This window comes from Vibrio sp. 1580 (assembly GCF_033340055.1).
This window is the reverse complement of the sequence record NZ_JAWOVT010000002.1, coordinates 121,525-146,145: the sequence shown is the minus strand read 5'-3', so window position 1 is coordinate 146,145 and position 24,621 is coordinate 121,525. Positions and strand designations below refer to the sequence as shown.

Annotated in this window: 22 protein-coding genes; 10 read left to right on the top strand and 12 right to left on the bottom strand. The window is 45.7% G+C overall.

Annotated features, from left to right (window positions below):
• From R7093_RS03715 to R7093_RS03680, 8 genes are all read right to left on the bottom strand, one after another.
• Positions 1-426: a GNAT family N-acetyltransferase gene (locus R7093_RS03715; protein WP_170893497.1), complete on the bottom strand. Its 426-nt coding sequence runs from the start codon at positions 424-426 to the stop codon at positions 1-3.
• Between the two features lie 19 nt (positions 427-445).
• Positions 446-1,201 carry a class I SAM-dependent methyltransferase gene (locus tag R7093_RS03710; RefSeq protein ID WP_318146510.1) on the bottom strand — a complete coding sequence of 252 codons (756 nt, stop codon included), beginning with the start codon at positions 1,199-1,201 and terminating at the stop codon, positions 446-448.
• A 25-nt stretch (positions 1,202-1,226) separates the two neighbouring features.
• A complete protein-coding gene (locus R7093_RS03705; RefSeq protein ID WP_318146509.1) occupies positions 1,227-1,859 on the bottom strand; it encodes a class I SAM-dependent DNA methyltransferase in 633 nt (210 codons plus the stop codon).
• A gap of 161 nt (positions 1,860-2,020) precedes the next feature.
• Complete coding sequence (locus R7093_RS03700) at positions 2,021-2,536, bottom strand: protein disulfide oxidoreductase (protein ID WP_171344323.1); 516 nt, start codon at positions 2,534-2,536, stop codon at positions 2,021-2,023.
• Positions 2,533-4,644 (bottom strand): protein-disulfide reductase DsbD family protein, encoded by a 2,112-nt coding sequence (locus R7093_RS03695; protein WP_318146508.1) that lies wholly within the window; start codon positions 4,642-4,644, stop codon positions 2,533-2,535. The genes R7093_RS03700 and R7093_RS03695 overlap by 4 nt, the downstream gene beginning before the upstream one ends.
• A gap of 64 nt (positions 4,645-4,708) precedes the next feature.
• On the bottom strand, positions 4,709-5,107 hold the full coding sequence (locus R7093_RS03690; protein WP_025767242.1) for a hypothetical protein: 399 nt from the start codon (positions 5,105-5,107) through the stop codon (positions 4,709-4,711).
• A 102-nt stretch (positions 5,108-5,209) separates the two neighbouring features.
• Positions 5,210-5,812 (bottom strand): response regulator transcription factor, encoded by a 603-nt coding sequence (locus R7093_RS03685; RefSeq protein ID WP_213911085.1) that lies wholly within the window; start codon positions 5,810-5,812, stop codon positions 5,210-5,212.
• Positions 5,813-5,837: 25 nt separating this feature from the next.
• Positions 5,838-7,670 (bottom strand): sensor histidine kinase, encoded by a 1,833-nt coding sequence (locus R7093_RS03680; protein ID WP_318146507.1) that lies wholly within the window; start codon positions 7,668-7,670, stop codon positions 5,838-5,840.
• 178 nt (positions 7,671-7,848) lie between these two features.
• On the opposite strand from R7093_RS03680, the gene dsrO reads away from it, so the two are divergent.
• From dsrO to R7093_RS03630, 10 genes are all read left to right on the top strand, one after another.
• Positions 7,849-8,616, top strand: coding sequence for a sulfate reduction electron transfer complex DsrMKJOP subunit DsrO (dsrO, locus tag R7093_RS03675; protein WP_158174056.1), 768 nt, complete (start codon positions 7,849-7,851; stop codon positions 8,614-8,616).
• Positions 8,613-9,743 carry an NrfD/PsrC family molybdoenzyme membrane anchor subunit gene (gene nrfD, locus R7093_RS03670; RefSeq protein ID WP_318146506.1) on the top strand — a complete coding sequence of 377 codons (1,131 nt, stop codon included), beginning with the start codon at positions 8,613-8,615 and terminating at the stop codon, positions 9,741-9,743. The genes dsrO and nrfD overlap by 4 nt, the downstream gene beginning before the upstream one ends.
• Before the next feature lie 17 nt (positions 9,744-9,760).
• On the top strand, positions 9,761-12,853 hold the full coding sequence (locus tag R7093_RS03665) for a tetrathionate reductase subunit A (RefSeq protein ID WP_318146505.1): 3,093 nt from the start codon (positions 9,761-9,763) through the stop codon (positions 12,851-12,853).
• A gap of 277 nt (positions 12,854-13,130) precedes the next feature.
• Positions 13,131-13,694, top strand: coding sequence for a c-type cytochrome (locus R7093_RS03660; protein ID WP_411913246.1), 564 nt, complete (start codon positions 13,131-13,133; stop codon positions 13,692-13,694).
• An 8-nt stretch (positions 13,695-13,702) separates the two neighbouring features.
• On the top strand, positions 13,703-14,755 hold the full coding sequence (locus tag R7093_RS03655) for a c-type cytochrome (RefSeq protein ID WP_017633872.1): 1,053 nt from the start codon (positions 13,703-13,705) through the stop codon (positions 14,753-14,755).
• A 303-nt stretch (positions 14,756-15,058) separates the two neighbouring features.
• Positions 15,059-16,390 (top strand): paraquat-inducible protein A, encoded by a 1,332-nt coding sequence (locus tag R7093_RS03650; protein WP_137282256.1) that lies wholly within the window; start codon positions 15,059-15,061, stop codon positions 16,388-16,390.
• Positions 16,383-18,029, top strand: a complete 1,647-nt coding sequence (pqiB, locus tag R7093_RS03645; RefSeq protein ID WP_017821656.1) for an intermembrane transport protein PqiB — start codon at positions 16,383-16,385, stop codon at positions 18,027-18,029. The genes R7093_RS03650 and pqiB overlap by 8 nt, the downstream gene beginning before the upstream one ends.
• Entirely contained in the window at positions 18,029-18,607 is a 579-nt protein-coding gene (locus R7093_RS03640) for a membrane integrity-associated transporter subunit PqiC (protein WP_017821657.1), read from the top strand. The genes pqiB and R7093_RS03640 overlap by 1 nt, the downstream gene beginning before the upstream one ends.
• A 102-nt stretch (positions 18,608-18,709) precedes the next feature.
• Positions 18,710-19,483: a hypothetical protein gene (locus R7093_RS03635; protein ID WP_042523080.1), complete on the top strand. Its 774-nt coding sequence runs from the start codon at positions 18,710-18,712 to the stop codon at positions 19,481-19,483.
• A gap of 206 nt (positions 19,484-19,689) precedes the next feature.
• Complete coding sequence (locus R7093_RS03630; protein WP_033905728.1) at positions 19,690-19,929, top strand: hypothetical protein; 240 nt, start codon at positions 19,690-19,692, stop codon at positions 19,927-19,929.
• A 60-nt stretch (positions 19,930-19,989) separates the two neighbouring features.
• Here the strand turns inward: R7093_RS03630 and R7093_RS03625 are convergent, their stop codons facing one another.
• The 4 genes from R7093_RS03625 to R7093_RS03610 all read right to left on the bottom strand — a co-directional run bounded on the left by R7093_RS03625 (position 19,990) and on the right by R7093_RS03610 (position 24,604).
• Positions 19,990-21,828: an extracellular solute-binding protein gene (locus R7093_RS03625; RefSeq protein ID WP_318146504.1), complete on the bottom strand. Its 1,839-nt coding sequence runs from the start codon at positions 21,826-21,828 to the stop codon at positions 19,990-19,992.
• 499 nt (positions 21,829-22,327) lie between these two features.
• Positions 22,328-23,029, bottom strand: a complete 702-nt coding sequence (pyrF, locus tag R7093_RS03620) for an orotidine-5'-phosphate decarboxylase (RefSeq protein ID WP_318146503.1) — start codon at positions 23,027-23,029, stop codon at positions 22,328-22,330.
• Between the two features lie 84 nt (positions 23,030-23,113).
• Complete coding sequence (gene lapB, locus R7093_RS03615; protein ID WP_005376665.1) at positions 23,114-24,289, bottom strand: lipopolysaccharide assembly protein LapB; 1,176 nt, start codon at positions 24,287-24,289, stop codon at positions 23,114-23,116.
• Between the two features lie 18 nt (positions 24,290-24,307).
• A complete protein-coding gene (locus R7093_RS03610; protein WP_053304243.1) occupies positions 24,308-24,604 on the bottom strand; it encodes a LapA family protein in 297 nt (98 codons plus the stop codon).
• Positions 24,605-24,621: the final 17 nt, after the last annotated feature.

Genomic DNA, 24,621 nt, shown 5'->3' with positions numbered 1-24,621 from the left:
TTAGCTCTGATAAACATTCGGTTTCCAGATTTGCATAAAGTTTTCTACTGGAGCAATAGGAGTGAACCCAAACTGTTCGTACAACCCATGAGCATCGCGGGTTGCAAGCATCATACGGCGTAAGCCTTGTAGTTCTGGATGAGCAACAATTTCTGAGATCAACCACTTACTGATGCCTTTACCACGGTGTACCTCCATAACAAACACATCGGCAAGGTACGCAAACGTGGTACGATCGGTAATTAACCGAGCAAAAGCAACGAGTTGATTTTCATCATCCAAAACCGCGAAACAGAACGAATGGCGCAATGACTTCTCCAGGCGTTCTCTTGGAATGCCCTTTCCCCAATAACTGTTTGAAATGAACTGGTAGATAACGTCTAAATCCATGTCATCTAACGACGTGGTAATTCGAAACCCTTGCATTGTATCCCTCAACATTGATTTATATTTTCTCAGCCACACAGACAAGCGAGTTGGCATTCGCCTCAAATGCTTGCGATGACCAAGACTGGTACTTCTCTATGATTCTGAATCCCGCTTGTTCAAGGAAACCCTCTATGTCTTCCAGCGGACGATATTTTAAATCAATGCTGGAATGCTCAATCGTTCCACTTTCAAAATGGCGCTCTTTGTTCAAATACATGATGGACGCTTGCAAGTCATACTCGGCCTTCATACCGAAATAATTCACTTCACCATAGGTTGGAGAAACATAGGTTTGCCACAGCGCCATCTCATGATCCAATTCTAGATTTTCTGGCGTTGGTAACCGCGTATCGAAAACAAATCGCCCACCTTTTTCGAGGTGTCTTGATATTGAGCTCAGTGCACCTGCTAGCATCTCATCACTTAAAAAGGCTTGGAATGCATTCCCTGTCATTATGGCTAGGTCAAACTTCTTACCTAACGAAAACTGGGTTGCGTCGAGATGAAGAAAACACAAGTTACTCCTACTTTTGGCTTTGTCCTTTGCGTGTTTGAGCATCCCTTCAGAAATATCAATGCCAATGGCTTCGTTGAGTTGCTCAGAGACTGGAATCGTGACAATGCCGGAACCACAACAGACATCCAGTACACTTCGAGTATTGGTTTCTTCGATTAACCTTGTGATGAAAGCAATTTCTTGATGGTAATGCTGGTCGTATTGAGCATCGTATTCAATGCCCGACCCGAACTCGGTTAAATCTTGTGTTTTCAAAAACAGTCCTTGTTTGTTACTTATTTCAGCGGTGTGACTTTTTCAGCTCTAGCATCAAGTATCGACACACATAACCAACACCAGATACGTAACCAATCACATTTTCTAAGGAAACCACTTCCAACCCAGCTTGCTGACAGAGTTGCTCAACTTCACTTTCGGTATATGCCTTATGCACGACCGATCCACTATAAGTATTTCGAGGCAAATCTTGTCCATCCGGATCGTGGTATTGAAAGCTGATAAAACATCGTCCATTCGCAGTTAGCTTATGCGAAATACACTCCAGAAGTTGTTGAGGCTCTGCTAGAAACTCAGTAAAACCAAGTGCGGTGATAAGGTCGAAGGTTTGCTCAAACAAAGGGAAAAATGGCTCATCGAGGTTATGAACCGCGACGCCTTGATAGAGGTTAGTTTGGCGCGCTTTATCAACCATTTTGGACGAGATGTCTAAGCCATGGATGGCGAGTTCTGGATAGTGACTTTTTACGACATGTCCGATACTGCCAGTCGCACAGGCTAGGTCGAGAACCGAGCCTTGCTCGATGGGAGAGGTTTTTAACTTCTCAGAAATCCAACGTGGACCGACGTAGTGACTGTCGTCCACCAACTTTTGATAGCGATCCGACACATCATCATACATTTTTGCTACGTTCATCGTTTCCTCCTTGATAACCAGAACGATGCTCGAATGTAACACGCAATAAGCATCTAGACACTTATTGGTTGACTAGTTCTTTATGGTATGTGACCGACTGGTTGTTTAGGACAACAAAAAAATCCGATACTCAATATTTTGAATATCGGATTTTTATTGCGTTATCGAGCTAACCAAATTCTCGCTAATATTCCTATCGGAGTAGTAACGCCAGTTGTGACGGAGGAAATTTCACCATTTCTTAAAACATAAATGGTTGGGGTCACGCTAATTTTCCATTCGCGCATAATATCGCTTGAAGGATCGTTTATGTTTTCGAAATGATATTCTTTTGCCCTCATAAACTGCGCCACACGCTCATTCGGTCCCGACGAGCCAGAAACGCCAACTACGGTGTAGTCATCACTCAGCCAGCTCACGCTTGGGCTTACAAATTTACAAGCGGGACACCAAGTCGCCCAAAAATAAACAACGACAGGTTGTTCATAACTTTGCGCGATTGCATCGAAGTGTTCACCATCGCTCAATACTGAGCTCAATGGTGGTGCCTCCTGTTTAGGAATATCTTTAGTGCGATACCAATCCATCGCGATGGAAATGACGGTGACAATGAGCACCATCTGTACGATTTGAACGAGCCAATATCGGAATGTTCTACGCCGCTTTGTCGAACTCATTGAATAGCTCCCCCACTCGCTTGCTTCACCGCACTTAAAACAACATCATCAGTCAGGATCACAGGTAACGGGATACCTTGTGGCGCTGCCGGGCCATAGACGATGTTAAACGGCACACCGTAACGCCCATGAGCTCGTAAAAAGTCCGTTACCGAGCCGTCCGGATGTGTCCAATCCCCTTTTAACGTCGCTACATTAGGGCTTTGCAGCAATGAGTAGACAGGATCTTGCCAGATCACACCGATCTTGTTCGCTTTACACGTGACACACCAATCCGCAGTGACATCCACAAACACCACTCGCCCATTATTGACGTGATCTTCAATCGCCGAGTTAGAAAGCTTCTGCCACGCTAAGTCCTCAGGAAGCGGTGTCGCCCATTGGTCGGCAGTGACACTACCAAGTAACAGGCCACCAGCTATCAACACTAATGACGCAGTTCCGGATACAGCAAGCGCTTTCTCACCATACACTTTCTTAACTCTTGCCATCATTACAACAAAAGCAACCACAGCGATAAGTGCAATCCATAACATCGGTACATGATTTGCCATTAATGAAAGTAGCCAAATGCTAGTCGCCAGCATCATTATGCCAAACACGATTTTAACGACATTCATCCACGAGCCAGGCTTTGGTAGTTTCAGCGCGATATTTGGAAACACAGCGACTAAGAGCCAAGGCAGTGCCATACCCAATGCTAATGCTGTAAAGGTTGCAAATAACGTTAATACGTCGGCACCCAAGGCAAACGCCACGGCCGTTCCTAGAAAAGGCGCGGAGCAAGGCGTCGCAAGCAATGTAGCAAACATACCTTGAACATAGTGACCAACTAGGGAGTTATCACCTTTCGAGGCCAGCCATGTATTGGTACCCGATGATAGACGGACTTCAAACAGCCCCAGCATATTGGCCCCAAACAAAGTGGTGACCAACACCATCAAACCTAAGAACCAAGGGCTTTGAAATTGCACGCCCCAGCCAATGGCATTACCTGTTAGCTTAAGCACCAAAATAAGACCAGCGAGAATCCAGAACGACGTTAATATACCAAGTGACGAGGCAACAAACTGAGCGCGAATTTGACGACGCTCGATACCTTGAGCGGCAACAATACTACTTAGCTTCATCCCCAAAACCGGAAGAACGCAAGGCATAATGTTAAGAATTAAACCGCCGAGCAACGCGAATAGAAAAACACTCGTTAGAGACGTGCTCGGCAACGGTTCAACTATTGCCTCAGCAGTTGCTTGAGTGGTTTCTTCTGCTAGTAAATTGGTGTCTTTGATGGTCACAAACAGCGACTGACCATCTAACTCCACATCGCCCAGCCAAGTATCAACGATATAGCTCGCGGTGACGATGTTTCCTTCTTGATACATTCCTTCAAGCTTGAAGCTATAGTCTCGCGTTGCTTCATCGACACCATCCACCAGCACTTGTGGTTGTTGCCAACCCTGACTGTTCTGTAGCTTGATTTGTAGTTTCGATTGGTTCGCATCCCAACTCGCCTGAGTAACATCAATAAACGGCGATGGCTGCGGCACGTTACTCACTGCTTGAGCGTAACTGAACATCACGCCTTCATCGACTGTTAGATCAGAAGGCAAGAACGTCAATTGAATTTGATAGTCGGTCAGCACACAAATCGTCGTACAAGAAGAAAGTGTCAGTACCGCATCAATCGTGACAGGTCTGGACATGTCTTCGACGTGCAGCGTCATGGGGAACAAAGTATCGCCTTTATACCCAAGAGTCTCGATACCTAACAGTTCGAATTTTTGTGGGTGCGGCCATTGCCAATCCACTTTGGATAAATTTTGTGAATTTTGCCAATCAATAGATGGTGCTACGCCGCCCTCACCAGGTGAACGCCAGTAAGTTTTCCAGTCTCCGGTTAACTTGACATCCAAATAACCTGTAAGTGTTTTGGCTTGCGGATCTTGTTGACCAGTGAGCACAAAGCGCGTTTGCACTGGAGGATGTTGTGGGTTGGTTAGCCAACCTGTATCAGTAGTTTGAGCTGAAATACTCAGAGAGAGCAAACTCAAAGCAAGCGTCATAAAAAACATGAACGCAAACTGAGTCAGTTTAGTAATTTGATTCATAGTGATTCCTAGTTAAAAGACAAAGGTGCTAAATAACTGACGCTAGTGGTCAGAAAGCACGCTTTTATTCTCGGAACACACAGAAAGTCAGATGGACTCGATACTTACGGCCTATCGGTTCCGTCCAATGTTGCGCACCAATATAGGCACTGCACAACCAAATTGCCGAAGCAAAAAGACCGACAAACAGAACAACAATAAATACATCGAGTTGATGTTGAGAAAACTGAATTAACTTTTCAGACAATTCGCACTTGCTGGTTTCTTTAGTATCAATCGACTTGACGCTCGAACGCTCATCAGCAAGTGAAACCGCGGGCGATTCCGCCTCATATTTCATAGAGCATGACGATGCAAAGCCTGAATTTTGCATCAGACACACAACGACCACCCAGCCAATAATCGCCAGTAGCCATTTTGCCCGCTTATGTGGCGTGTGATGTCGTTTAGTCAACAAACTCATAAGAATTCAGATAAAGTAAGAACGAAGAAGATAATACGCGAGTCGTCATAAAGCTCAAGTTGTATCCTCTAAATAGCCTTAAGAGGCTTCACTCGGTAAGCTTTAATCTAGCTTGCCATAAATATATGCCAACTCTGCGACGGTTTTTGCCGAGAACTTCTTCAATAGATTAGCTCGGTGTACTTCAACCGTTCGCATTGCTATGCAAAGTTCGTCAGCAATACGAATGTTGCGCTTTCCTTCAATAATCAAACGTAAAATGTCTTTTTCTCTAGGTGTGAGCGATTCATAAGCCGATTTAGCTGCTGCCATATCGAGGTTTGTGGCAGACTGCGCCTGTCCCTGCAAAATGGCTCGTGCCAGTTCATCGCCTTTGACTGGTTTTTGGAAGAAATTGACCGCCCCAGCTTGCAATGCATCGACCGCCATCGGAACATCACCATGCCCTGTCAGATAAATAACGGCTAGCGGGCTGTTGGCTTGATTTAAAATTTGGTGCACTTGCTGGCCACGAAGGTTGGGCATTCGGCTATCAAGGATCACGCATCCGGCCTGATGAATGTTCACTTTATCGAGAAAAGATTGCCCATCAGCAAAAGTCGTCACGTTGAAGTCATGCTCTTCCAACATAAAAGCGAGCGAGTCACGCACCGATTCATCATCATCGACTATAAAAACAGGTAGCTGCTTTTCACCGCTGCTCATTGAGTGCTCCTATGCCTAGTTCAGATTAGTTTTGATATGGAAACACAAGCTCAACCAAACAACCATGTGGTGCTATCGAGCTGATGACAAACTCGCCACCATGCATTTCCATCACATCGCGACAAATGGCTAACCCCAGCCCAAGCCCTTCTTCTTTGCTACTCACAAACGCTTGAGTCGGATTCTCTTGCTGCAACCCTGTACCATTGTCTAACACTCGAATAGAGAGTTGACTGATTTGGTAATCGCAATGCAGGGCAATTTTACCTTGATAACCTGATGAGTGATATTTCTCTTGGAACAAAGTACACGCATCAATCGCGTTGCTGATCACATTAACTAAAACCTGTTGTACGCCAACTGCATCGACAAGTAATGGACGAATGTTCCCTTCTGTACTGGCCACAATAGAAATGTTTTGCTTCTGCATTCGAAAATGGAGTAACTCAATCGTGTCATCAATGAGTACTTGAAGATCGCACGACGTTTTGTCGACACTGCGCTTACGAATCAACGTTCTTAATCGCTGAATAATTGCATCGGCTCTTTCAACTTGGCCCTGTATTTTCTCAAGTACAGGGACAATATCTTCATGAGGGCGCTTTTTGGCCAAGCGAAGTAAACCGCCTTCACTATAGTTGCGAATGGCTGCCAGTGGCTGATTGAGTTCATGAGCAAGACTAGTGCCGATTTCTCCGACAATCGCGACCCTTTGTGAATGTTCTAACTGTTCACTTTTCTCTTTTAATCGTAACGATGTCTGCTCCAACGCTTGCTTACTCTTGCTAAATCGATACTCAAGCCAAAAGTGGTACGCGTTCAACACAATCACAAACATGAACAGCGCCCATGCCCACTCTTGATGACTACGCAGCCAGCGTAGAGCCTCACTCCACCAAGGTTGTTGCAACGGATGGAGATCCAACGCCTGATAAAGTTTGTCGATGCTCAGCAAGCTGACGGGGGACGTCCAACCTGACGCGCCTGCCGCAATAACTGCAGGGTGTTCAGGTGGCATCGCTAACAATACTTGCGCAATCTGTTTGGCAATCTGAGCTGAGCCGCGCTCTGTTTTGGCAAATGACCAGTTAGGATAAAGCGGTGTGGAAACAGCGCATAACGAGCGCTCGTTCGGCTGTTGATTTAAAACTCGGTAATTACCCGGTTGTAAAAGCCCTTCACTTAACATCTGTTCCAATAAACAAGCGGGGACGACGGCCGCTTCCACATTACCATCACGTAATTGATACAGGTTGGCATCAATAGGAAAACCAAGATAGCGGACATCAGAAAAGAAATCGTTTGGATTAAGCCCCATTTTGACTATTTGATAGCGCATCGTTAGATAACCACCAAACGCTTTTTCTGATACCGCCGCAACGGGACGTCCTGAGACATCTTGCACCGTTTGATAACTTGAATTGGCTCGAACCACCAGCGCCGAACCAATGCCGTAATTCGAGTTTTGTGGTGCTCTGCTGGTTAGCGTTGCCATCCACGACAGCGCGTATTGCCTGCCCAATCGCACTGCCTGACCTGGGTTGGTTAAGATGAAATCTATCTTCTGAAACTTCACCGCTTCGCCCATTTCATCCAAGTTAAGGGGATGAAGGACAAAATGCACATCGGAAATTTGCTGATTGAGCCAATCAATGGTCGGTTGCCATCTCTGCTCAGCATAAAGATGGCCGCGTATCGCTAACACGCCCACTTCGACTTTTTGCTTGACCTGTGGCTGCTCTGCTTTTTGCTCTTGCATTCCTTGCAGATATTCTTGTTCAGAAACAGCGCCCTGAGCCAAAGATGCAAAGGCAACTAAGCAAAGAATCCAAAACTGAAGCCACAGTGCTTTTTTCATGATGAGTCGAATCGTTCCGTCAAGAGAGTGCGACAAGAATAACAGCTACCTTCCCTAAACCACATTTGTTTTAGATCAAGTTTGATCTGGGTATGTGGAAATCCACAATATAAGCCTCGCAGTGCATTTCTCACAATGGAATCAGTCAATTCAAATACAACAAAAAAGCAGGTGAGTTATGGATTCCACCAAACGTCGCTTTCTCAGCGCGGTCACAGCCGGAGCCGCGTTAATTCCAGTCGCAGGCATTGGCACGGCAACTGCGGGAAACATTATTCGAAATAACCAGTCCGCTGACCGAAAAGGACAAGTCGGGAAGCGTTATGCCATGGTGATAGATTTGCGTAAATGTGTCGGATGCCAGGCTTGCACTGTGGGTTGCAGCATCGAGAACCAAGTGCCTATCGGTCAATTCCGAACCACCGTAAAGCAATACGAAGTTACGTTAGATGATGGCTCTACAGCCACGCGAGAAGCAAAAGCCTTTATGCTACCGCGCCTTTGTAACCACTGCGACAACCCACCTTGCGTGGCAGTGTGTCCGGTTCAAGCAACCTTTCAGCGCGAAGATGGCATTGTCATGGTGGATAACAGTCGCTGCGTAGCGTGTGCGTATTGTGTACAAGCTTGCCCTTACGATGCTCGCTTTATCAATGAAGACACCCTCACCGCAGATAAATGTACCTTCTGTGCTCACCGTCTAGAACAAGGTCTATTGCCTGCCTGCGTGGAAACCTGTGTTGGCGGAGCACGTGTAATTGGTGATTTGAATGATCCATCAAGTGAAGTTCGCCGCTTAATTGCGAAGCACCAAGACGATATCAAAGTGCTAAAGCCCAATGAAGAGACCAAGCCGCATGTGTTTTACATCGGCATGGATGAACGCTTCACCAGCCACATCGACGGGCAGCCAGCTATTTACGACCCACAAGGAGAGCGCGCATGAACATCACCGAAGTGTTAGTCCAACCTCAAGCAATGGCTTGGCTCCCGTGGGCGGTGCAGTACTTCTTTTACATCGGTTCTACTTACGCTGCCGCTATTTTGTTCCTAATCGCACTGTTATTTGAGCAACACACCAGTCATCGGTTACGCGCCGCGCTGGTGCTAACGATGGCCATCGGCGCTATCGTAGGCCCGTTGGCGTTAACTGGCGACCTTCACCAGCCGGGACGAGCTTGGCATTTTTACGCGCACATCACGCCGTGGTCATGGATGTCTCTAGGCTCACTATTCTTGCCTGCATTTTCTGCGCTTGCCGTTGCAACTGCATGGTTGTATCTACGTCAGGACCTTATTGCACTACGAAACCAACCGGGAAAAGTATTGCCTCTGTTATCTAAACTATCGCTCGGTGAGTGGACAATTTCTCACAAAGTGATGCTCACAATATCTGCAATCACCGTGTTATCAGGCTTAACCATCGCCCTTTATACTGGAGCTGAAATTGCGATCGTAAAATCACGTTCATTATGGCACCAACCCGCGTCACCAATTCTTTGGTTTGTTACTGCATTTATGGGCGCAGTCGGATTTTCTCTGCTGATTTGGTTACTGCTGCCTAGCCAATCGAAAACTCTCACTTCTGGTGATAACAATTTACTCAAAAAGTCACTGGTAACGAGCAGTGTTCTGACGCTGATTCTCCTACCCATTTGGGCATCCAACAACTCTACATTTTCGCTCTATTCTAGCGAACAATGGATGCACAACATTGCCCTGCTCACTTTTGTCGTTTTAGGTTGTGTTTTGCTCGCTTTCATCTTCTTGCGCGATACCAAAAAGTCCGCATCAGCCAGATTTCGTCACGTCATAGGGCTCAGTTTTGTGTCTGCTGCCGCACTGGCAAGTGCATGGCTGATTCGCTGGTTTACCATCATGGAAGTGCAAACCATCGCCAAGTTCGATGCAGGGCTGTATCCATACCAACTCACTATGGATGGAAATGGCTGGATAGGCATTATCGGCATGCTCGGATTATGGCTTGCACTGGCACTGCTCGGTTCGGAGCTGGTTCAGCCAAAACAAAAGATCGAAGTAAAAGCCTCATCACCCACCTTAACTGAACGCTAATCAAAGAGGATTTCATCATGGATAACAAACGCCGTCAGTTTTTGAAATCAGGCATTGCAGTGGGTGGGCTTGGTGCATTCGCTGCGGGTTACGCTACCACCACCAAACACATAGTCGAGGGTGCGCTCGAAGGCACTGCGGGAGAAAAAACGCGTGATATTCACCACGGTAACTCGCTTGAACCAGAGTACACGGTCAACAGCAAAGGCAACCTAATCCCGAATCCAAATCAGCGCGTTGCGCCATCGATGTGTTTTGGTTGTTGGTCACTGTGCGGATTGCGTGTACGCATTGATAACCGCAGCGACGAGATTTTGCGTATTACTGGCAACCCATATCACCCACTCTCTCATCAGCAACACATTCCGTTCGAAACGCCAGTCAAAGATGCTTATTTAAGTTTGACAGGAGAAGCGGGCCTTGACGGTCGTTCAACAGCATGCGCACGTGGCAATGGGATGCTAGAAATTCGCAACAGCCCGTACCGCATTACTCAGCCACTGAAACGAGTTGGAAAACGCGGCGAAGGAAAATGGATTCCGATCAGCTACGAGCAATTGATAGAAGAAATCGTAGAAGGTGGTGATTTATTTGGTGAAGGCCATGTTGATGGCTTACGCAACATTCGCGATTTAACAACGCCCGTAGATCCTGAAAACCCAGAATATGGACCGAAAGCCAACCAATTGTTAATGACCAACGCCGGTAACGAAGGCCGAGACGACATATTCAAACGCTTCGCGTTCAACAGCTATGGTACGCGTAACTTTGGGCATCATGGCTCTTACTGCGGCTACGCATTTCGTGCTGGCAGCGGCGCATTCATGAACGATTTAGATAAGAACGCGCACTTGAAGCCAGACTTTGATAACGCGGAATACATCATCTTCATCGGTATGTCACCAGCTCAAGCGGGTAACCCTTTTAAGCGTCAGGCGCGCCAACTCGCCAATGCGCGAACAGAAGGTAGCTTGGAATACACCATCATCACACCAAGTTTGCCTGCTGGTTCATCGAGCTTGGCTGCCGGTGACAACAACCGCTGGGTACCAATCAAGCCAGGCACCGACTCTGCCCTCGTGCTTGGCATGATCCAGTGGATCATCGAAAACCAACGCTACAACAAAACCTTCTTGGCGCAGCCGGGGGCAAACGCGATGAAACGAGCCGGCACCGCGCACTGGTGTAATGCTACGCATCTCGTGATAAGCGATAATCAGCACCCGAGAAACGGCACGTTTTTACGCGCGTCCGACTTGAATCTGCCATTCGAGGGCGAAGCGTTGTCTGACTCCGACCCGTACGTCATCGTGGATGAGCAAAGCGGCGAATTTGGTGTTCATACCCAAGCTGAGGAAGCGGCACTGTTTGTCGATAAAACGGTTTCGCTTGCATCGGGCGAAGTGCGCGTAAAATCGTCTCTACAAAGACTCAAAGAAGAGGCGTTCAAATACAGTCTTGAGTTCTACAGCCAACAATGTGAAATCCCTGTCGAACAAGTTGTTGAACTAGCAAAGCGCTTCACCAGTCACGGAACAAAAGCGGTGGTCGATACCCACGGTGGCAACATGCACACCAATGGGTTCTATAACTCGTTTACCATCATGATGCTCAATGCGTTGATTGGTAACATAAATATGAAAGGCGGCGCGATGGCCAAAGCGGGTGGCTACCCAACTTCCGCTGCGGGTCCTCGTTACGACTTCACCAAATTTGCTGGCAAAGTCGGCCCGAAAGGCGTCTTTTTGTCGCGCAGTAAATTCCCCTACCACAAAACCAGCGAATACAAACGTCGCGTTGAGGCAGGTGAATCACCTTACCCAACTCGCGCCCCTTGGTATCCGTTTGCCGCGCCACTGCTGACAGAGCACCTATCTGCGGCTATTGATGGGTATCCATACCGCGTTAAAGCGTGGATCAACCACATGGCGAACCCAATGTATGGTGTACCCGGTTTGAAAACGCTGCTGGAAGACAAGCTTAAAGATCCAAAACAACTCGGTTTGATTGTGTCTGTTGATGCGTTCATTAACGAAACCACCGCGTTGTCGGATTATATTGTACCTGACACGGTCACCTACGAAAGCTGGGGTATGGCAACGCCTTGGCACGACGTTCCGGTGAAAACCGTCACCGCTCGCTGGCCGATTGTGGGAGCGCGAACAGAGAAAACCGCCGATGGTCGTTCAATTTGCTTAGAAAACTTTTTGATTGATGTCGCCAAGAAAATGCAACTGGGCGGCTTTGGTGACAACGCGATTCAAGATGCGCAAGGGAATTGGCGCGCTCTCCACAGCGCTGAAGATTTCTACTTACGTTCCGCGGCAAACTTGGCTTATGTGAAAGGCGGGGTGCCTGAAGTTTCGGCAGAAGACATTGCGTGGTCCGGCCTAGAGCGTTTAATGCCAGCCATGCAGAAGACGCTGACAGCGGATGAGATGAAACGTGTGGCGTTTATTTTTGCTCGCGGTGGACGTTTTGAAAATGCAACCGAAGCGTATCAAGGTGAGCAAATGAAGCACAAATGGACACGACCTGTCGCGATATGGAATGAACGTGTCGGCAGCGCAAGAAACACCATGACCGGTGATTTCTACACGGGTTGCCCAACATGGCATCCACAAAAACTGGCCGATGGCACACCAATGGAAGACCAGTTCCCAAGCTCAGAATGGCCTTTCAGCCTAACGAACTTTAAATCCAACATTCACAGTGCGGTATCCAACCTATCGCCAAGGTTGAACTCGATTAAAGGCGTAAACCCAGTGTACATCCATCCAATCGATGCCGAGCGCGCAGGCATTAAAACGGGTGATGAGTTTGTTATCGAGACACCATCTGCAAGCACCAAAGCACTTGCGATGATAGTCAGCGGGATTCGCCCTGGCACACTCGGATTTGAACATGGGTTTGGTCATACCGAGCTAGGACAACGCTCGCACTGGATCGGCGATAAACAGCAACCAGTAAAAACTCGCAGCCAAGATGGCGTCAACATTAACGACATCGGATTAATTGACCCAACCCGAGAAGGGAAAGGCGTGTTGTTAGATTGGGTGGTAGGAGCCGCGGCTCGTCAATCATTACCAGCCAAAATCCGCAAAGCGTAACGCCGCACGTTAAGACGTCTCTACCACTTAGAGCTGCCGATTTGTGCAGCTCTTCACCACTTTGTTTTTATCGCTTATAGAACAACCAATAAAAACAAATACGGCCATTTACACTTATTAAATATGTGGAAATCCACAATACCTTTCATTATTGACAAGGCCGACAATATCGTCCAAGTGACTACCAAGTAGCACTTAGACATATTAATAAAAATTAAAGTGAGTCAGCATGTCAAAAATTCTTCCAGTGGTGGTGGCCTGTTTGTTAGCAACCACTATGGGCGCAAGCGCCTCTTCTATTCCGGAAAAAGCCAGCGTATGTAGCGGTTGTCACGGCCAAGATGGCATGGGACAGCCAAATATCTCGCCGATGATCGCTGGTTTAAACGCGAACTATCTCAACACTCAAATCGAACTATTCCTTAGTGGCGAACGCCAAAATGTGGTCATGCAAGGCATGGCGAAGGAACTCAACGATCCCGCAGACCGTAAGGAAGTTATGGAGTACTTTGCTAACCTCCCGAGCTACGAGTTCACGAATCCAGAACAACGCGGCGACCAAGCTGATATTCGTAACCCGTATCGTAAATTAATTTTCCAAGGCGATTGGGATAGAAATATTCCAGCTTGCGCAACTTGTCATGGAGCCAGCGGTATGGGCGTCGACAAGTTCCCTCGCCTCGCAAGCCAACATGCTGATTACTTAAAAACGCAATTGATGGCATGGAAAAACGGCACTCGCAGTGGCGACCCGCTCAATATGATGGGGACCATCGCAAAAAATCTCACTGACAAAGAGATCGAAAATCTTGCTTACTACTTTGCCTCATTACGTTACTAGGAGCAGTCATGAAACGTTTCTATTCTTTGTTCGCACTGCCTTTCATTTCTACGCTCGTACTAGCTAACGATCCATTACCGGACCGCCAGAAAGAGCTACCTGCGATAGAAAAAGAAAATCACGGTGAATACTTAAAACCGCGTGATCTCAGCACAATCCCAAACACCGCATTTGGTGAGCAAGTAAAACGCGGTTACTCGCTCTTTGTTAACTCACAACAAATGCGCGGAAAATACGTTGGCAACGAACAAAACTGTGTGAACTGCCATATGGAGGCAGGACGAAAAGCAAACGCTGCGCCACTGTGGGCAGCTTACATGGCATACCCGGCATATCGTAAGAAAAACGATCGCGTAAACAGCTATGCTGACCGTATCCAAGGTTGTTTCGAGTATTCCATGAACGGTAAAGCGCCCGCTTACGATTCGACAGAAATTGTTGCCCTTAGTGCTTACGCCTACTGGTTAGCGATGGGCGGCTTGCTTGACAAACATGGTATGACGGATGAACCCATCCCAGAGCTAGACGCAAAAGCGTTGCAAATTGGTGGAAAAGCAAAAGACTTTCCGTTGCCTGAAGCCATCGCACAAGCATTACCAGTTGAAAAGCGAGGTAATCTCTCTGGGCGTGGCTACCCAAAAATCGCCGCCCCTGAGAAAGAACCATCAATAGAGCGAGGCGCATTGGTCTACGAAAAGAACTGTGAAACTTGCCATCGCGCCGACGGTTCAGGCATCAAAGACACCAACGACCATTCATACATTCCACCACTTTGGGGCGAATATGCGTATAACTGGGGCGCAGGTATGCACCGGATTAACACAGCGGCCTATTTTATTTACGAAAACATGCCGCTTGGTAAAAGTGTACAGCTGACAGAGCAAGAAGCTTGGGATGTCGCAGCATACGTCAACAGCCATGAGCGTCCACAAGATCCTCGATTCAAAGGCAATGTCACCGCAAACGCGGAGAAATATCACCAGCACCAAGGCTATTACGGCAAAACGCTCAACGGTACGCAAGTCGGCTCCAATGCCTTTAAGAGCGGAACGGTCAAGTAAAGTACAACTAAGTACCTTAAATAAAATGCTCTTTTTCCCTGCTCTGATTATCTGGGCAGGGTTACTTACCCTTAAAAACAAGTAATTACCCCCCTCCACAGACAAGCAATATCACATTATTTTCGACTTCCAACATACTCATCTTCGCCGTAAAATCTTGTACCAAACGCGACTTCGTTTATGTCTTAGATCTCCCATATCCTCTAATGCCAAAAGTAAGAAACTCGTAAACTCCTGAATCAAAACAAGCGTGCCTAGTGAAAAAAGAGTATTCTTAAAGCAAATGAATCTAAAACCTACCCGATGAGTATTCAACCTAATTCCCGTCAGTTAATTTCATGCGAAGAGTGCGGCCTTGTTGTTCGCATTCCCGATATCGAACAGGGGCAAAAAGCACAATGTCCTCGATGTTCGCATTCGCTGACTAAAGTGAATGCCAAGCCTTACCAAAGCGTGATCGCCATATCATCGGCATGTTTGATCATGTTAGTGCTAAGCATTTCTTTCCCTTTTATGTCGTTCAGCGTGCAAGGGTTGTCGCAAGAAATCACCTTGTTGCACGCTGCCAAAATGCTGGCTGAGTTTCAAAATGTGCTTTTGGGTGTGCTGCTACTCGCAACAGTTATCGTTTTGCCTGCAATCTATGTTGGTCTCATTCTCTTTCTTCACCTTGAAGCATTAAAAGCACGTAAACATACCCCCTCTAGAAAGCAGCAACGAATGGCAAAAGTTTTATGCCGTCTTCTGTTTCGAGTCGAACCCTGGTTAATGGTGGATGTCTTTTTGATTGGCGTGTTGGTCAGCTTAATTAAAATCGCTTCCCTCGCAGACATAGGAATGGGCACTTCATTCTGGGCGTTTTGTGTATATACCGTTCTGGTAGTCAAATGCATATCAATGGTCGACAAAAGCTGGCTCTGGGGGCACTTTATTCCAGCTATCGAGCTACCTGATGTAAAAGAGGGTGATACGCACCATAACCACAACCATATTGGTTGTCATACGTGCCACCAGCTCAACCCTATTGAAGCTAAAAAACACCAACACTGCATTCGTTGTAAAAGCCCTATTCACAAATACAACCCCGCAGACAATTTACAAAAAGCTTGGGCGCTTTTGTTTGCTTCAATCATTTTCTATATCCCTGCGAACCTCTACCCTATGATGTACACCGTAAGCCTTGGACATGCAGAAGGTTCGACTATCATGGAGGGGGTAATATTGCTTTGGCATTTAGGTTCTTACCCTATTGCGATGGTAATTTTCTTTGCTAGCGTATTTATTCCAATGGCGAAAATGCTGGCACTCGCGTGGCTGTATTACAATGCGCAAAAAGCGCGATATCTTCCGCACGAAGAGAGTATTTCACGCTTAAAGATCTACCGCATAACTGAGTTTATTGGCCGTTGGTCCATGATCGATATCTTCGTCGTCGCGATCTTAGTTGCACTGGTTCAGCTGCAAAACTTAATGGCGATTTATCCAGGTCCTGCTGCGCTCTCTTTCGCGGCAGTGGTCATTTTTACTATGCTTTCTGCAATGATATTTGACTCACGTTTGTTGTGGCAATTGCCACAAAACGAAGTGCAGGAGCCGATTTCTGACAACTTAAACGAGAAAGCCAAATATGAGTGATGAGAACAACGTAACCGCTCAAATAAAACCGCAAAAGCAGATTTCTGCGATATGGATTGTCCCGATCCTTGCGCTAGCCATGGGAGCGTGGATGCTGTTCCAATATATCAACAGTACAGGCCCACAAATTACTCTCCAACTGCCAACCGCAGATGGGATTGAGGTTGGCAAAACCGAAATCCGAGCATTGAATGTAAAAGTCGGACTGATTACTGAAGTCACTCTCAGTGAAAATTACGATCACATCATCGCTAAGGCACAAATGAACAAGGATGCAGAACGCATGCTGCGAGATGACACCATGTTTTGGGTGGTGAAGCCTCGTATTGGCCGTGATGGCGTTTCAGGTTTAGAGACCTTGCTCTCTGGCGCTTATATCCAACTTCAGCCGGGTAAATCTAAAATAGAGAAAGAGCGCTTTACGGTCTTAGATGTTCCCCCAGTGGCCTCTCCTGATGCAGAGGGGTTACGCCTTGTGTTAACACACCGCGAGGCTGGTAAGCTAGGCGTTGGTGACCCCGTCATTTATAAAGGCTTTACGGTTGGTCGTGTAGAGAAAACTAGCTTTGATGTTGACACTCGCAAAGCGTTATACCAACTCTTTATTTTCAAGCCTTATGACAGCTTAGTGCGCACTCGTACCAAGTTCTGGCTGAATTCTGGCGTAGATTTACAGCTCAATGCTGAAGGGTTCGAAGTCAAGTTTGGCTCATTAGAGAGCATGCTAACGGGTGGTGTTACCTTCGATACCGTTCCAGGTCTTGAATCCGGTGAACAGCTCACTGAAAATATGGTCAACTTCCGCTTGTACGATGATATTAAACAACTTCGAGAAGGCATGTACGATGATTATATTGAATTCGTTATGCTTTTTGATGAATCGGTACGAGGACTTAAACGTAAGGCACCTGTCGAATATCGAGGCTTGAGAATTGGTACTGTGATGCGTGTACCAATGCGACTTCCAACCCCAGAAGAGAACTTTTCTGCGAAAAAAATCCCTGTATTGGTACGTATCGAGCTCGGCCGTGTTTATGGCGATTTCCAATCCCAATCTTTACCAATGTTAAAAGATAAATTGAAGAGTGAGTTTGCTAAAGGCCTACGTGGTACTTTAAAAACAGGTAACTTATTAACAGGCGCACTGTATGTTGACGCCGACTTCTATCCAAACGACGAGCCTTACGTACCGAGTAAGTTTGCTGATTTAGATGTTTTCCCAACCATGCGTGGTGGTTTTGCGCAGGTTCAGCGCCAAGTGAACGACTTCCTAAATAAGATTAATAACTTACCGATGGAAGAAACGCTAGATTCTCTCAATTCAACGTTAAAAACGTCTGAAAAAACGTTAGCTTCAGCAGAACGCGTGGCGGACAGTATTGATAAACTTTTGAATCAAAAAGAGACGCAAGAGATCCCAACAGATATTCGCCAAAGCTTACAGCAATTACAAAAAACACTCGATGGTTATGGGCCCAACTCAACCATGTACAGCGAAATGGAAGCCACGCTAAAAGAATTAGAAAGCGTGATGACAGAGTTTAAACCCGTACTTAAACAGCTAAACGAAAAGCCAAACTCTCTCGTGTTTGGAGAAGATGAAATCAGTGACCCAATACCAGTTAAAGGCAAAAACTAATGAAACGAGTATTCTTTCTGTCTATCGCGCTATTTGTCGGTCTAACGGGTTGCAGTAGCGCTCCGCAAACTAAAGGAGCTATGTACCTTCTACCTAAGGCGGAACCAGTGACGCTGAGCTCTTCTGATATCGCTCAGCGCCCAACTTTAGTTGTTCGTCCAGTGACATTGGCGAGTTATTTGAATGATAATGGCATTGTTTATCGAACCTCTGAGACCCAAGTTATTCAGGCGAAGCACAATCAATGGGCGCACAGTATTTCTGAGCAAATCACTCAGAGAGTCGTCGCGGAACTACGTCACAAGCAAAGTCATTACTGGCCGACTGAAATGAATAATCTGTTGGATCAAAGCGGTGAAGCCAAACTCCAGCTTACGTTAAATAAATTTAATGGCAGCTACAAAGGTAATATCGAAATTGAGGGGGAATGGTTACTCATTAATGCCGAAGGTAAGGTAGAAAACAGCGCGCCAATACAAATCTCACAGCCGCTTCAAGATGAGGGCTATGAAGCGCTCGTCAACGCTTTATCCATAGGCTTAGAAAGCCTAACCTCAGACATTGCCAAACAACTCTAAGTCAATGTTAATTACAGGGAAGCAAGTTGCTTCCCTTTTTTATGCAGAGTGTAGCGACTTCTACTAAGCTGAAAGCTGACGAAAAGCCGAAAAGGAAATTGGATGAAACCATGTAACCTGCTATCACTCTCCTCACTCATTCTTGTATTACCTACATCAGTAGCGCTCTCAACCGAGACACAAGAATCTCGTTGGCGAAATAGCATAGAAGTGTACATGCTAGGACTGAATATCCACGGGGATACCAGTATTGGTCGCTTTTCATCAGAGGTGGATGTCGATCCTAAGTTCATCGTAGACCACCTCGATATTGGGGCGATGTTGCGATTCGAGAGTATTTACCAAAGTAAGTGGGGCTACTACATAGATTATAGTTTCATGAACTTAAGTGGTGATGTTAATAATATCAAAGGCGCTCTGCCTAACGCTCGTTATCGTGCGGACATCGAAATACGGCAAGGTGTTCTAGAAGCAAAGGCATTCCAACGCGAACAATATTCATTTGGTAAACTGGATTATATGTTTGGATTACGTTGGTGGGACAATGACATCACCGGCAAGCTGTATCGTAATGATAACCGGGTACTAGAAGATAGACTGTCATTACAAGAAGATTGGGTCGATTTTTTAGTTGGCTTGCGACTCATTGATGAATTGAGCGAAAACTGGCGATTTCATGCCAGCATCGACGCCGGACTTGGCAACGATACTCACTTCACTTATGCCATTCAAACTGGTGTTCGTTATCGTTTTAACGAATGGTCTGATCTCAACTTAGCTTACAAGTCGACCTGGGTTGATTACAAAAATGAGGGAGTATTTGAATATGATACAGCTTCTCAAGGGCTTTTAGTCGGACTTGGCTTTTACTTTTGATCAGGTGAAACCCTAGCCTATATTCAAGCGTTGTAACTTGTACTAGCTCTAGGTACACGTCTAGTGTCGCGTTACAGATGCTTAAATAAGGCAAATTGATCTTCATCAGACTATAAATTGCTCTTCGGTGTTACTCTCTGTCGCAAAATATAAAACCCCACTCTATGACCTCATATAGGTCTTATTGATAAGGTTCCCGAGTAGCAATGTCGATTAACATTTCCGATTTAACCACCGCCCTAAATAAGGTGGAGCATATTCATAAAGTTCAGCTTGAAAACGTACATCAGTTCTTCAAAGCAAACGAAGCTTTTTCGTTGCAAACATTCAGCCAGCTGATATCTAGCGACTCGCTTGATGATCGATTTAAAACCATCGATAGAGCGTTCTCTTTGCTTGGTGATGCAAAAACCTACCTTTTAGAAGTGTCTTACCTTATTAAGTAAAAAAGAAAGCCCCGATAAAATTCATTATCGGGGCTATCATTTTCTATCTAAACTACTGATTTACAATTTGTAACGATCATCAATTACCGTTAGTTCTGGGAAGGTTTTACCCTCGTCCATCGCTTCTTCTGTCTCTTCTTTTACTTGGTTATCAATCCAGAAATTACCGATATCCATTGGATGAAGCACCCATTCTGTCGCTTTTGTCATGCCGTTTTTAGGAATTTTAACCCAGCGCCAATGAGCAACTCGAGAATAAGGCACCATGTAGCCAGGAACGATGATATTTGCTTTGCTGACATAGTTTTGGATTTGATGCGACAAGTCGTAACGCTTCTCCTGATCAAACTCAGAGTCATACGCTTCAATTAACTTGTCTAGCTCAGGGCTGCTGTAGTTGGTGTGAGCATTCGTTTGTGGTCGATTTGCATTATCCGAGTGTAGGTATTCCCAATACGCAGGGATCTCACCAGAGCCCATATTCAAAAACGCTAGCTGATGCTTTTTCTCAAGAATGTATTTAAACGCAGATGAGCCATCCACCAAGTTTAACGTGAACTCAAGACCAGCAAGTTTCGCTTGCTCTTTCAGGTATGCAATACGCGGTGTCCAAGAGTTGTATCCGTAGGTGATGGCAAAGCTCAAGCGTTGGCCCTTGTCGTTAACACGAATACCATCTGCGCCCACTTTGTCAAAGCCCGCTTTTTCGAAGTGTTTAACCGCCGCATCAGCATCAAACTTTGGCGGTGTATTGTTAGGATCATCGTATTCGCCATGACCAAAGCCGAGTCCATGCGGTTTACGTGAATAATCTCCACGCATGATGTTTTCAATCATGCCGTCATAGTCAGTGGCTGCCATAACACCTTTACGCACTTCTAGGTTATCCAACATCGGCATCGCTGTGTTCATCCAAAGACCACCAGCTCCTTGCGGTGCTTCGTTAAAGCCCCAGTACTTTTGGATATAGCCTTTTTTGTACACATCACTATTGGTTTTGTCATGCCAAAAGCTTGGTAGCACCATCTCAAAGTAGTCTAAGTTGCCTTTCTCAAAGTGCTTCATGGCAATATCAGGATCGCGAATTACCTTAATGCGAACCTTTTCAACGTTATAACGGTTTTTATAGTAGCGGTTGTTGTATCCCCACCAATCTGCACCGACATGTTTGAATGTCACGCTCTTACCTTTCTTCACTTGATCAATGTAGTAAGGCGCTGCGGTTGGCTCAGATTTAAAATTAAACTTTCTGACGAAGTTATCAGGCATGCCATCGTTATTTGCGTCCTTTTCTCCTTCAAAGAAGTGTTCAGGACGAGGCTGAAAACCATTACTTGGCATGTTAATCATAACCATAAGTGAGTCATGACTTTGGGCTACAGCAAGATTGACTTTGATCGTGTAGTCATCAATTTTTTCAACACTCACAATACTGTTTGTGAAGAAGTCGTTATACCACGGGTCGATAATGTCTTTTGACGTGTAGTACTTCATCATAAAGACGTAATCATCTGCTGTAATTTTTTCACCATCTGACCACTCGGCCGTTTCGTCGAGTTTAAAGAATACGGTTTTGTTGTCCTCTCCAAATGCCCATGACTTAGCAAGTTGAGGGATCCATTTGCCAGTATTTGGATGACGCTGAGCCAGTTTTGGTGAACCATCCATTAAGTATTGGCGCAAACCTGAGTTCGCATCTGGACCAACACTTCGTAATGTTTGCGGAAAGCTCTGAATGTAAGTGCGATAGGTGCCACCTCGTACCGCCTCTTCAGAGGCAAATAGAGGTTCGTTGTTGTTTGAAATCCATTCGATATCAGCTGGCAATTCTGCCGCACTCAGTTGAAAACTGGCAGCGGTCAGTGTTGCTAGTACTGAAAATGGCAGTTTTTTAGTCATGTTTCTTCCTTGTTGTGTTTGCGCACTAAGGTCGTAACAAGGAAGACAGCGTGTGAAAGCTCACAGAAAGCTGCGATTTAAAATACGCAGATAGGAAATAATAGGAACGTAATATGAAGTGACGTCCTGCCAGCTTCTATATTAATTTCAAAGAGTTTCACTAGGTCATCCTAGACCTTACAACGCAGTGAATGCATCTTCGCCATAGTATTCTTTAGACATTTGTAACGCAAGCCATCAATAACACATGGTTGCATTTTCGAGGCATCACAGTGAGTTATGTTACAAAAGTGTGATCGGCATAGTACCAAGCCCTACTTTACTCAGAATAAACCGCAGAACCTTTATCTCAATTGGCCCCGATATACCAGTTAAAGCGAGTAAATGATCAGACATAGCTGGTTAAAAGGAATGGTTGTTTACCGCGATCAGTATTTTCATTCGATGTAAAAAGTGAGGCATCTTAGCCTCACTTTTCTCCATACAATCGAGACAGTGCTTACATGTTAGATAAGCTCTCATTGATCGACTTCAGCACTTCTGCAGGATTTGACGCTTGAGTGATAGGGCGACCAATCACAAGATAATCTGAACCTGATTGGATAGCGTCTACTGGCGTCATGATACGGCGTTGGTCACCTTGTTCTGAGCCAGCAGGTCGAATACCAGGGGTCACTAACTTAAATTCTTGGCCTAGTTCGCTCTTCAGTAATGAGGACTCTTGCGCTGAACATACCACGCCATCAAGGCCAGAGTTTTTAGTCAGCGTAGCTAGACGAATCACTTGCTCTTGAGGCGCAACGTCCAAGCCAATACCAGCAAGGTCGCTTTGTTCCATACTGGTTAGTACCGTTACACCGATAAGAAGTGGACGATCTTTACCATATGGCTCAAGAATTTCACGTGATGCCGTCATCATACGCTCACCACCGCTCGCGTGTACGTTCACCATCCATACACCCATTTCAGCCGCAGCGCGAACTGCTTTCGAACAGGTGTTTGGAATATCGTGAAATTTTAAATCTAGGAATACAGAGAAACCACGTTTATGGAGTTCACGTACAAAATCAGGACCAAATAGCGTAAACATCTCCTTGCCAACTTTTAGTCGGCATGACGCAGGATCAATTCTATCTACAAACGCAAGTGCATCTGCTTGGTTATCATAATCCAGTGCGACAATAACTTTTTGGTCGATCATTTCATCTCCTAACTGTTTTGGTTCTTATTAAATAAAAAGTTAAAAAAATGCAGCGGACAGAAACTCTGCCAGCTGCATTAAGAATTATTCACCATCCAATCCGCGGATTGGCTTGATCGTCCCCCATCCTTTACAGGACGGACAATGCCAATAAAGGGAATGGGTAGAAAATCCACACTTCCGGCATCGGTAATGTGGTTTCACTTTTAACTGTTCACCCACCATCGCTTGTAGTGTTGATAGGCTGTCTTTCGCTCGACCATCTTCTGCTTCTGCAATGTGGTAGTCAATTAAACGGTAGAAGCCCTTCATGGTTGGGTTTTTCAGCAATTGTTTCGTCAGTAACTCTTGAGCAGCCCCAACGTTCTCGTGATGAGCAACTAATTGAGCCAACATCAACTCGGCTGATACGCCAGCTTTCTTATCAATACAAGCTCGCAGAAACTCGACAAGTTCATCTTCCTGACCCAGATGATGATAGCATTCTGCAATAGTTGGCAAGACATCACTGATAAAGTCTTTATCTTGCTCAAGTACCCCCGTCAGATATTTGATGGTGTGCTTATAGTCTTCAGACTCTAGGTAAATTCGTCCCAAAGCAATACTTGCTCGAACACACTTCGGGTCTTCCGCTAACGCTTTTTTAAAATGCTGTATTGCCTTATTAGTATTCCCATCAGCTTGGTCGAGCATGGCTATTTCACACCAAAAATGGGCAATATTTGCACGCATCCTTGAGCGTTTATTACCTAACTTAGCCAATTGGTTCGCGTAATAAATCGCCTTTTCCCATTCTCGTGTTTGCTGATAAATGGTCACTAATTGTTGAAGAGCCGCCTCTTTGTAATCTGGCTCTTCGACTAACTGTTCGAAGATTTTCTCTGCACGATCAAGAAAACCTGAGACCATGTAGTCTTTCGCTAACTGTTGAAGGGCGAGGTTCTTTTGGTCCAGTGTTAAGCCTGAACGAGAAATAAGATTTTGGTGAATTCTGATTGCGCGGTCGACTTCACCACGAGACCGGAACAGGTTACCCAACGCAAGGTGAGTATCGATGGTCTCGTTATCAACTTGGAGCAATTCAATAAAGTGATCGACAGCCTTATCTGATTGGTCAGAGAGCAACAGATTAAGACCCGTCATATACTGACGAGAGATTTGATGAGATTGCTTCTGCTTGTCTTGCTGAGCGCTGCGATGCCCCATATACCAGCCATACGCAGCAGCTATAGGCAACAACAAGAAGAGTAGTTCAAGCATTAAAGTTAAGCCTTATCCTTATGCCTGTTTTTCAATGGCTGGCTTATCAGCAGCGTTGTTTGATTCAGTTGGTTCGTACTTTTTCAGTTTTTTCTTTAAACGACGGACCTGTAGCTGAGTTTTCAGTTGGATGCTACCAAAGGTAACCCACGCTAAAGCAAAGCCAACCACAAATACTACACCTAATAGCGTAGATAAGTGGAACTCTCCTTTTGCTAGAAGATAGTTAAAAGTCACGAGCTCTTGGTTTTGGGAACCTAACGCCAATGCAATTAAAAAGAGAGCTAAAACAGCAACGATTTTTATAATTTTCATGTTACATCACCCTTCTA

Bases quoted from the DNA above. Each gene is read 5' to 3' on its own strand.
- R7093_RS03715 (WP_170893497.1), bottom strand. From the start codon at position 426: ATGCAAGGGTTTCGAATTACCACGTCGTTAGATGACATGGATTTAGAC.
- R7093_RS03705 (WP_318146509.1), bottom strand. From the start codon at position 1,859: ATGAACGTAGCAAAAATGTATGATGATGTGTCGGATCGCTATCAAAAG.
- R7093_RS03700 (WP_171344323.1), bottom strand. From the start codon at position 2,536: ATGAGTTCGACAAAGCGGCGTAGAACATTCCGATATTGGCTCGTTCAA.
- R7093_RS03695 (WP_318146508.1), bottom strand. From the start codon at position 4,644: ATGAATCAAATTACTAAACTGACTCAGTTTGCGTTCATGTTTTTTATG.
- R7093_RS03690 (WP_025767242.1), bottom strand. From the start codon at position 5,107: ATGAGTTTGTTGACTAAACGACATCACACGCCACATAAGCGGGCAAAA.
- R7093_RS03685 (WP_213911085.1), bottom strand. From the start codon at position 5,812: ATGAGCAGCGGTGAAAAGCAGCTACCTGTTTTTATAGTCGATGATGAT.
- R7093_RS03680 (WP_318146507.1), bottom strand. From the start codon at position 7,670: ATGAAAAAAGCACTGTGGCTTCAGTTTTGGATTCTTTGCTTAGTTGCC.
- dsrO (WP_158174056.1), top strand. From the start codon at position 7,849: ATGGATTCCACCAAACGTCGCTTTCTCAGCGCGGTCACAGCCGGAGCC.
- nrfD (WP_318146506.1), top strand. From the start codon at position 8,613: ATGAACATCACCGAAGTGTTAGTCCAACCTCAAGCAATGGCTTGGCTC.
- R7093_RS03665 (WP_318146505.1), top strand. From the start codon at position 9,761: ATGGATAACAAACGCCGTCAGTTTTTGAAATCAGGCATTGCAGTGGGT.
- R7093_RS03660 (WP_411913246.1), top strand. From the start codon at position 13,131: ATGGGCGCAAGCGCCTCTTCTATTCCGGAAAAAGCCAGCGTATGTAGC.
- R7093_RS03655 (WP_017633872.1), top strand. From the start codon at position 13,703: ATGAAACGTTTCTATTCTTTGTTCGCACTGCCTTTCATTTCTACGCTC.
- R7093_RS03650 (WP_137282256.1), top strand. From the start codon at position 15,059: ATGAGTATTCAACCTAATTCCCGTCAGTTAATTTCATGCGAAGAGTGC.
- pqiB (WP_017821656.1), top strand. From the start codon at position 16,383: ATGAGTGATGAGAACAACGTAACCGCTCAAATAAAACCGCAAAAGCAG.
- R7093_RS03640 (WP_017821657.1), top strand. From the start codon at position 18,029: ATGAAACGAGTATTCTTTCTGTCTATCGCGCTATTTGTCGGTCTAACG.
- R7093_RS03635 (WP_042523080.1), top strand. From the start codon at position 18,710: ATGAAACCATGTAACCTGCTATCACTCTCCTCACTCATTCTTGTATTA.
- R7093_RS03630 (WP_033905728.1), top strand. From the start codon at position 19,690: ATGTCGATTAACATTTCCGATTTAACCACCGCCCTAAATAAGGTGGAG.
- R7093_RS03625 (WP_318146504.1), bottom strand. From the start codon at position 21,828: ATGACTAAAAAACTGCCATTTTCAGTACTAGCAACACTGACCGCTGCC.
- pyrF (WP_318146503.1), bottom strand. From the start codon at position 23,029: ATGATCGACCAAAAAGTTATTGTCGCACTGGATTATGATAACCAAGCA.
- lapB (WP_005376665.1), bottom strand. From the start codon at position 24,289: ATGCTTGAACTACTCTTCTTGTTGTTGCCTATAGCTGCTGCGTATGGC.
- R7093_RS03610 (WP_053304243.1), bottom strand. From the start codon at position 24,604: ATGAAAATTATAAAAATCGTTGCTGTTTTAGCTCTCTTTTTAATTGCA.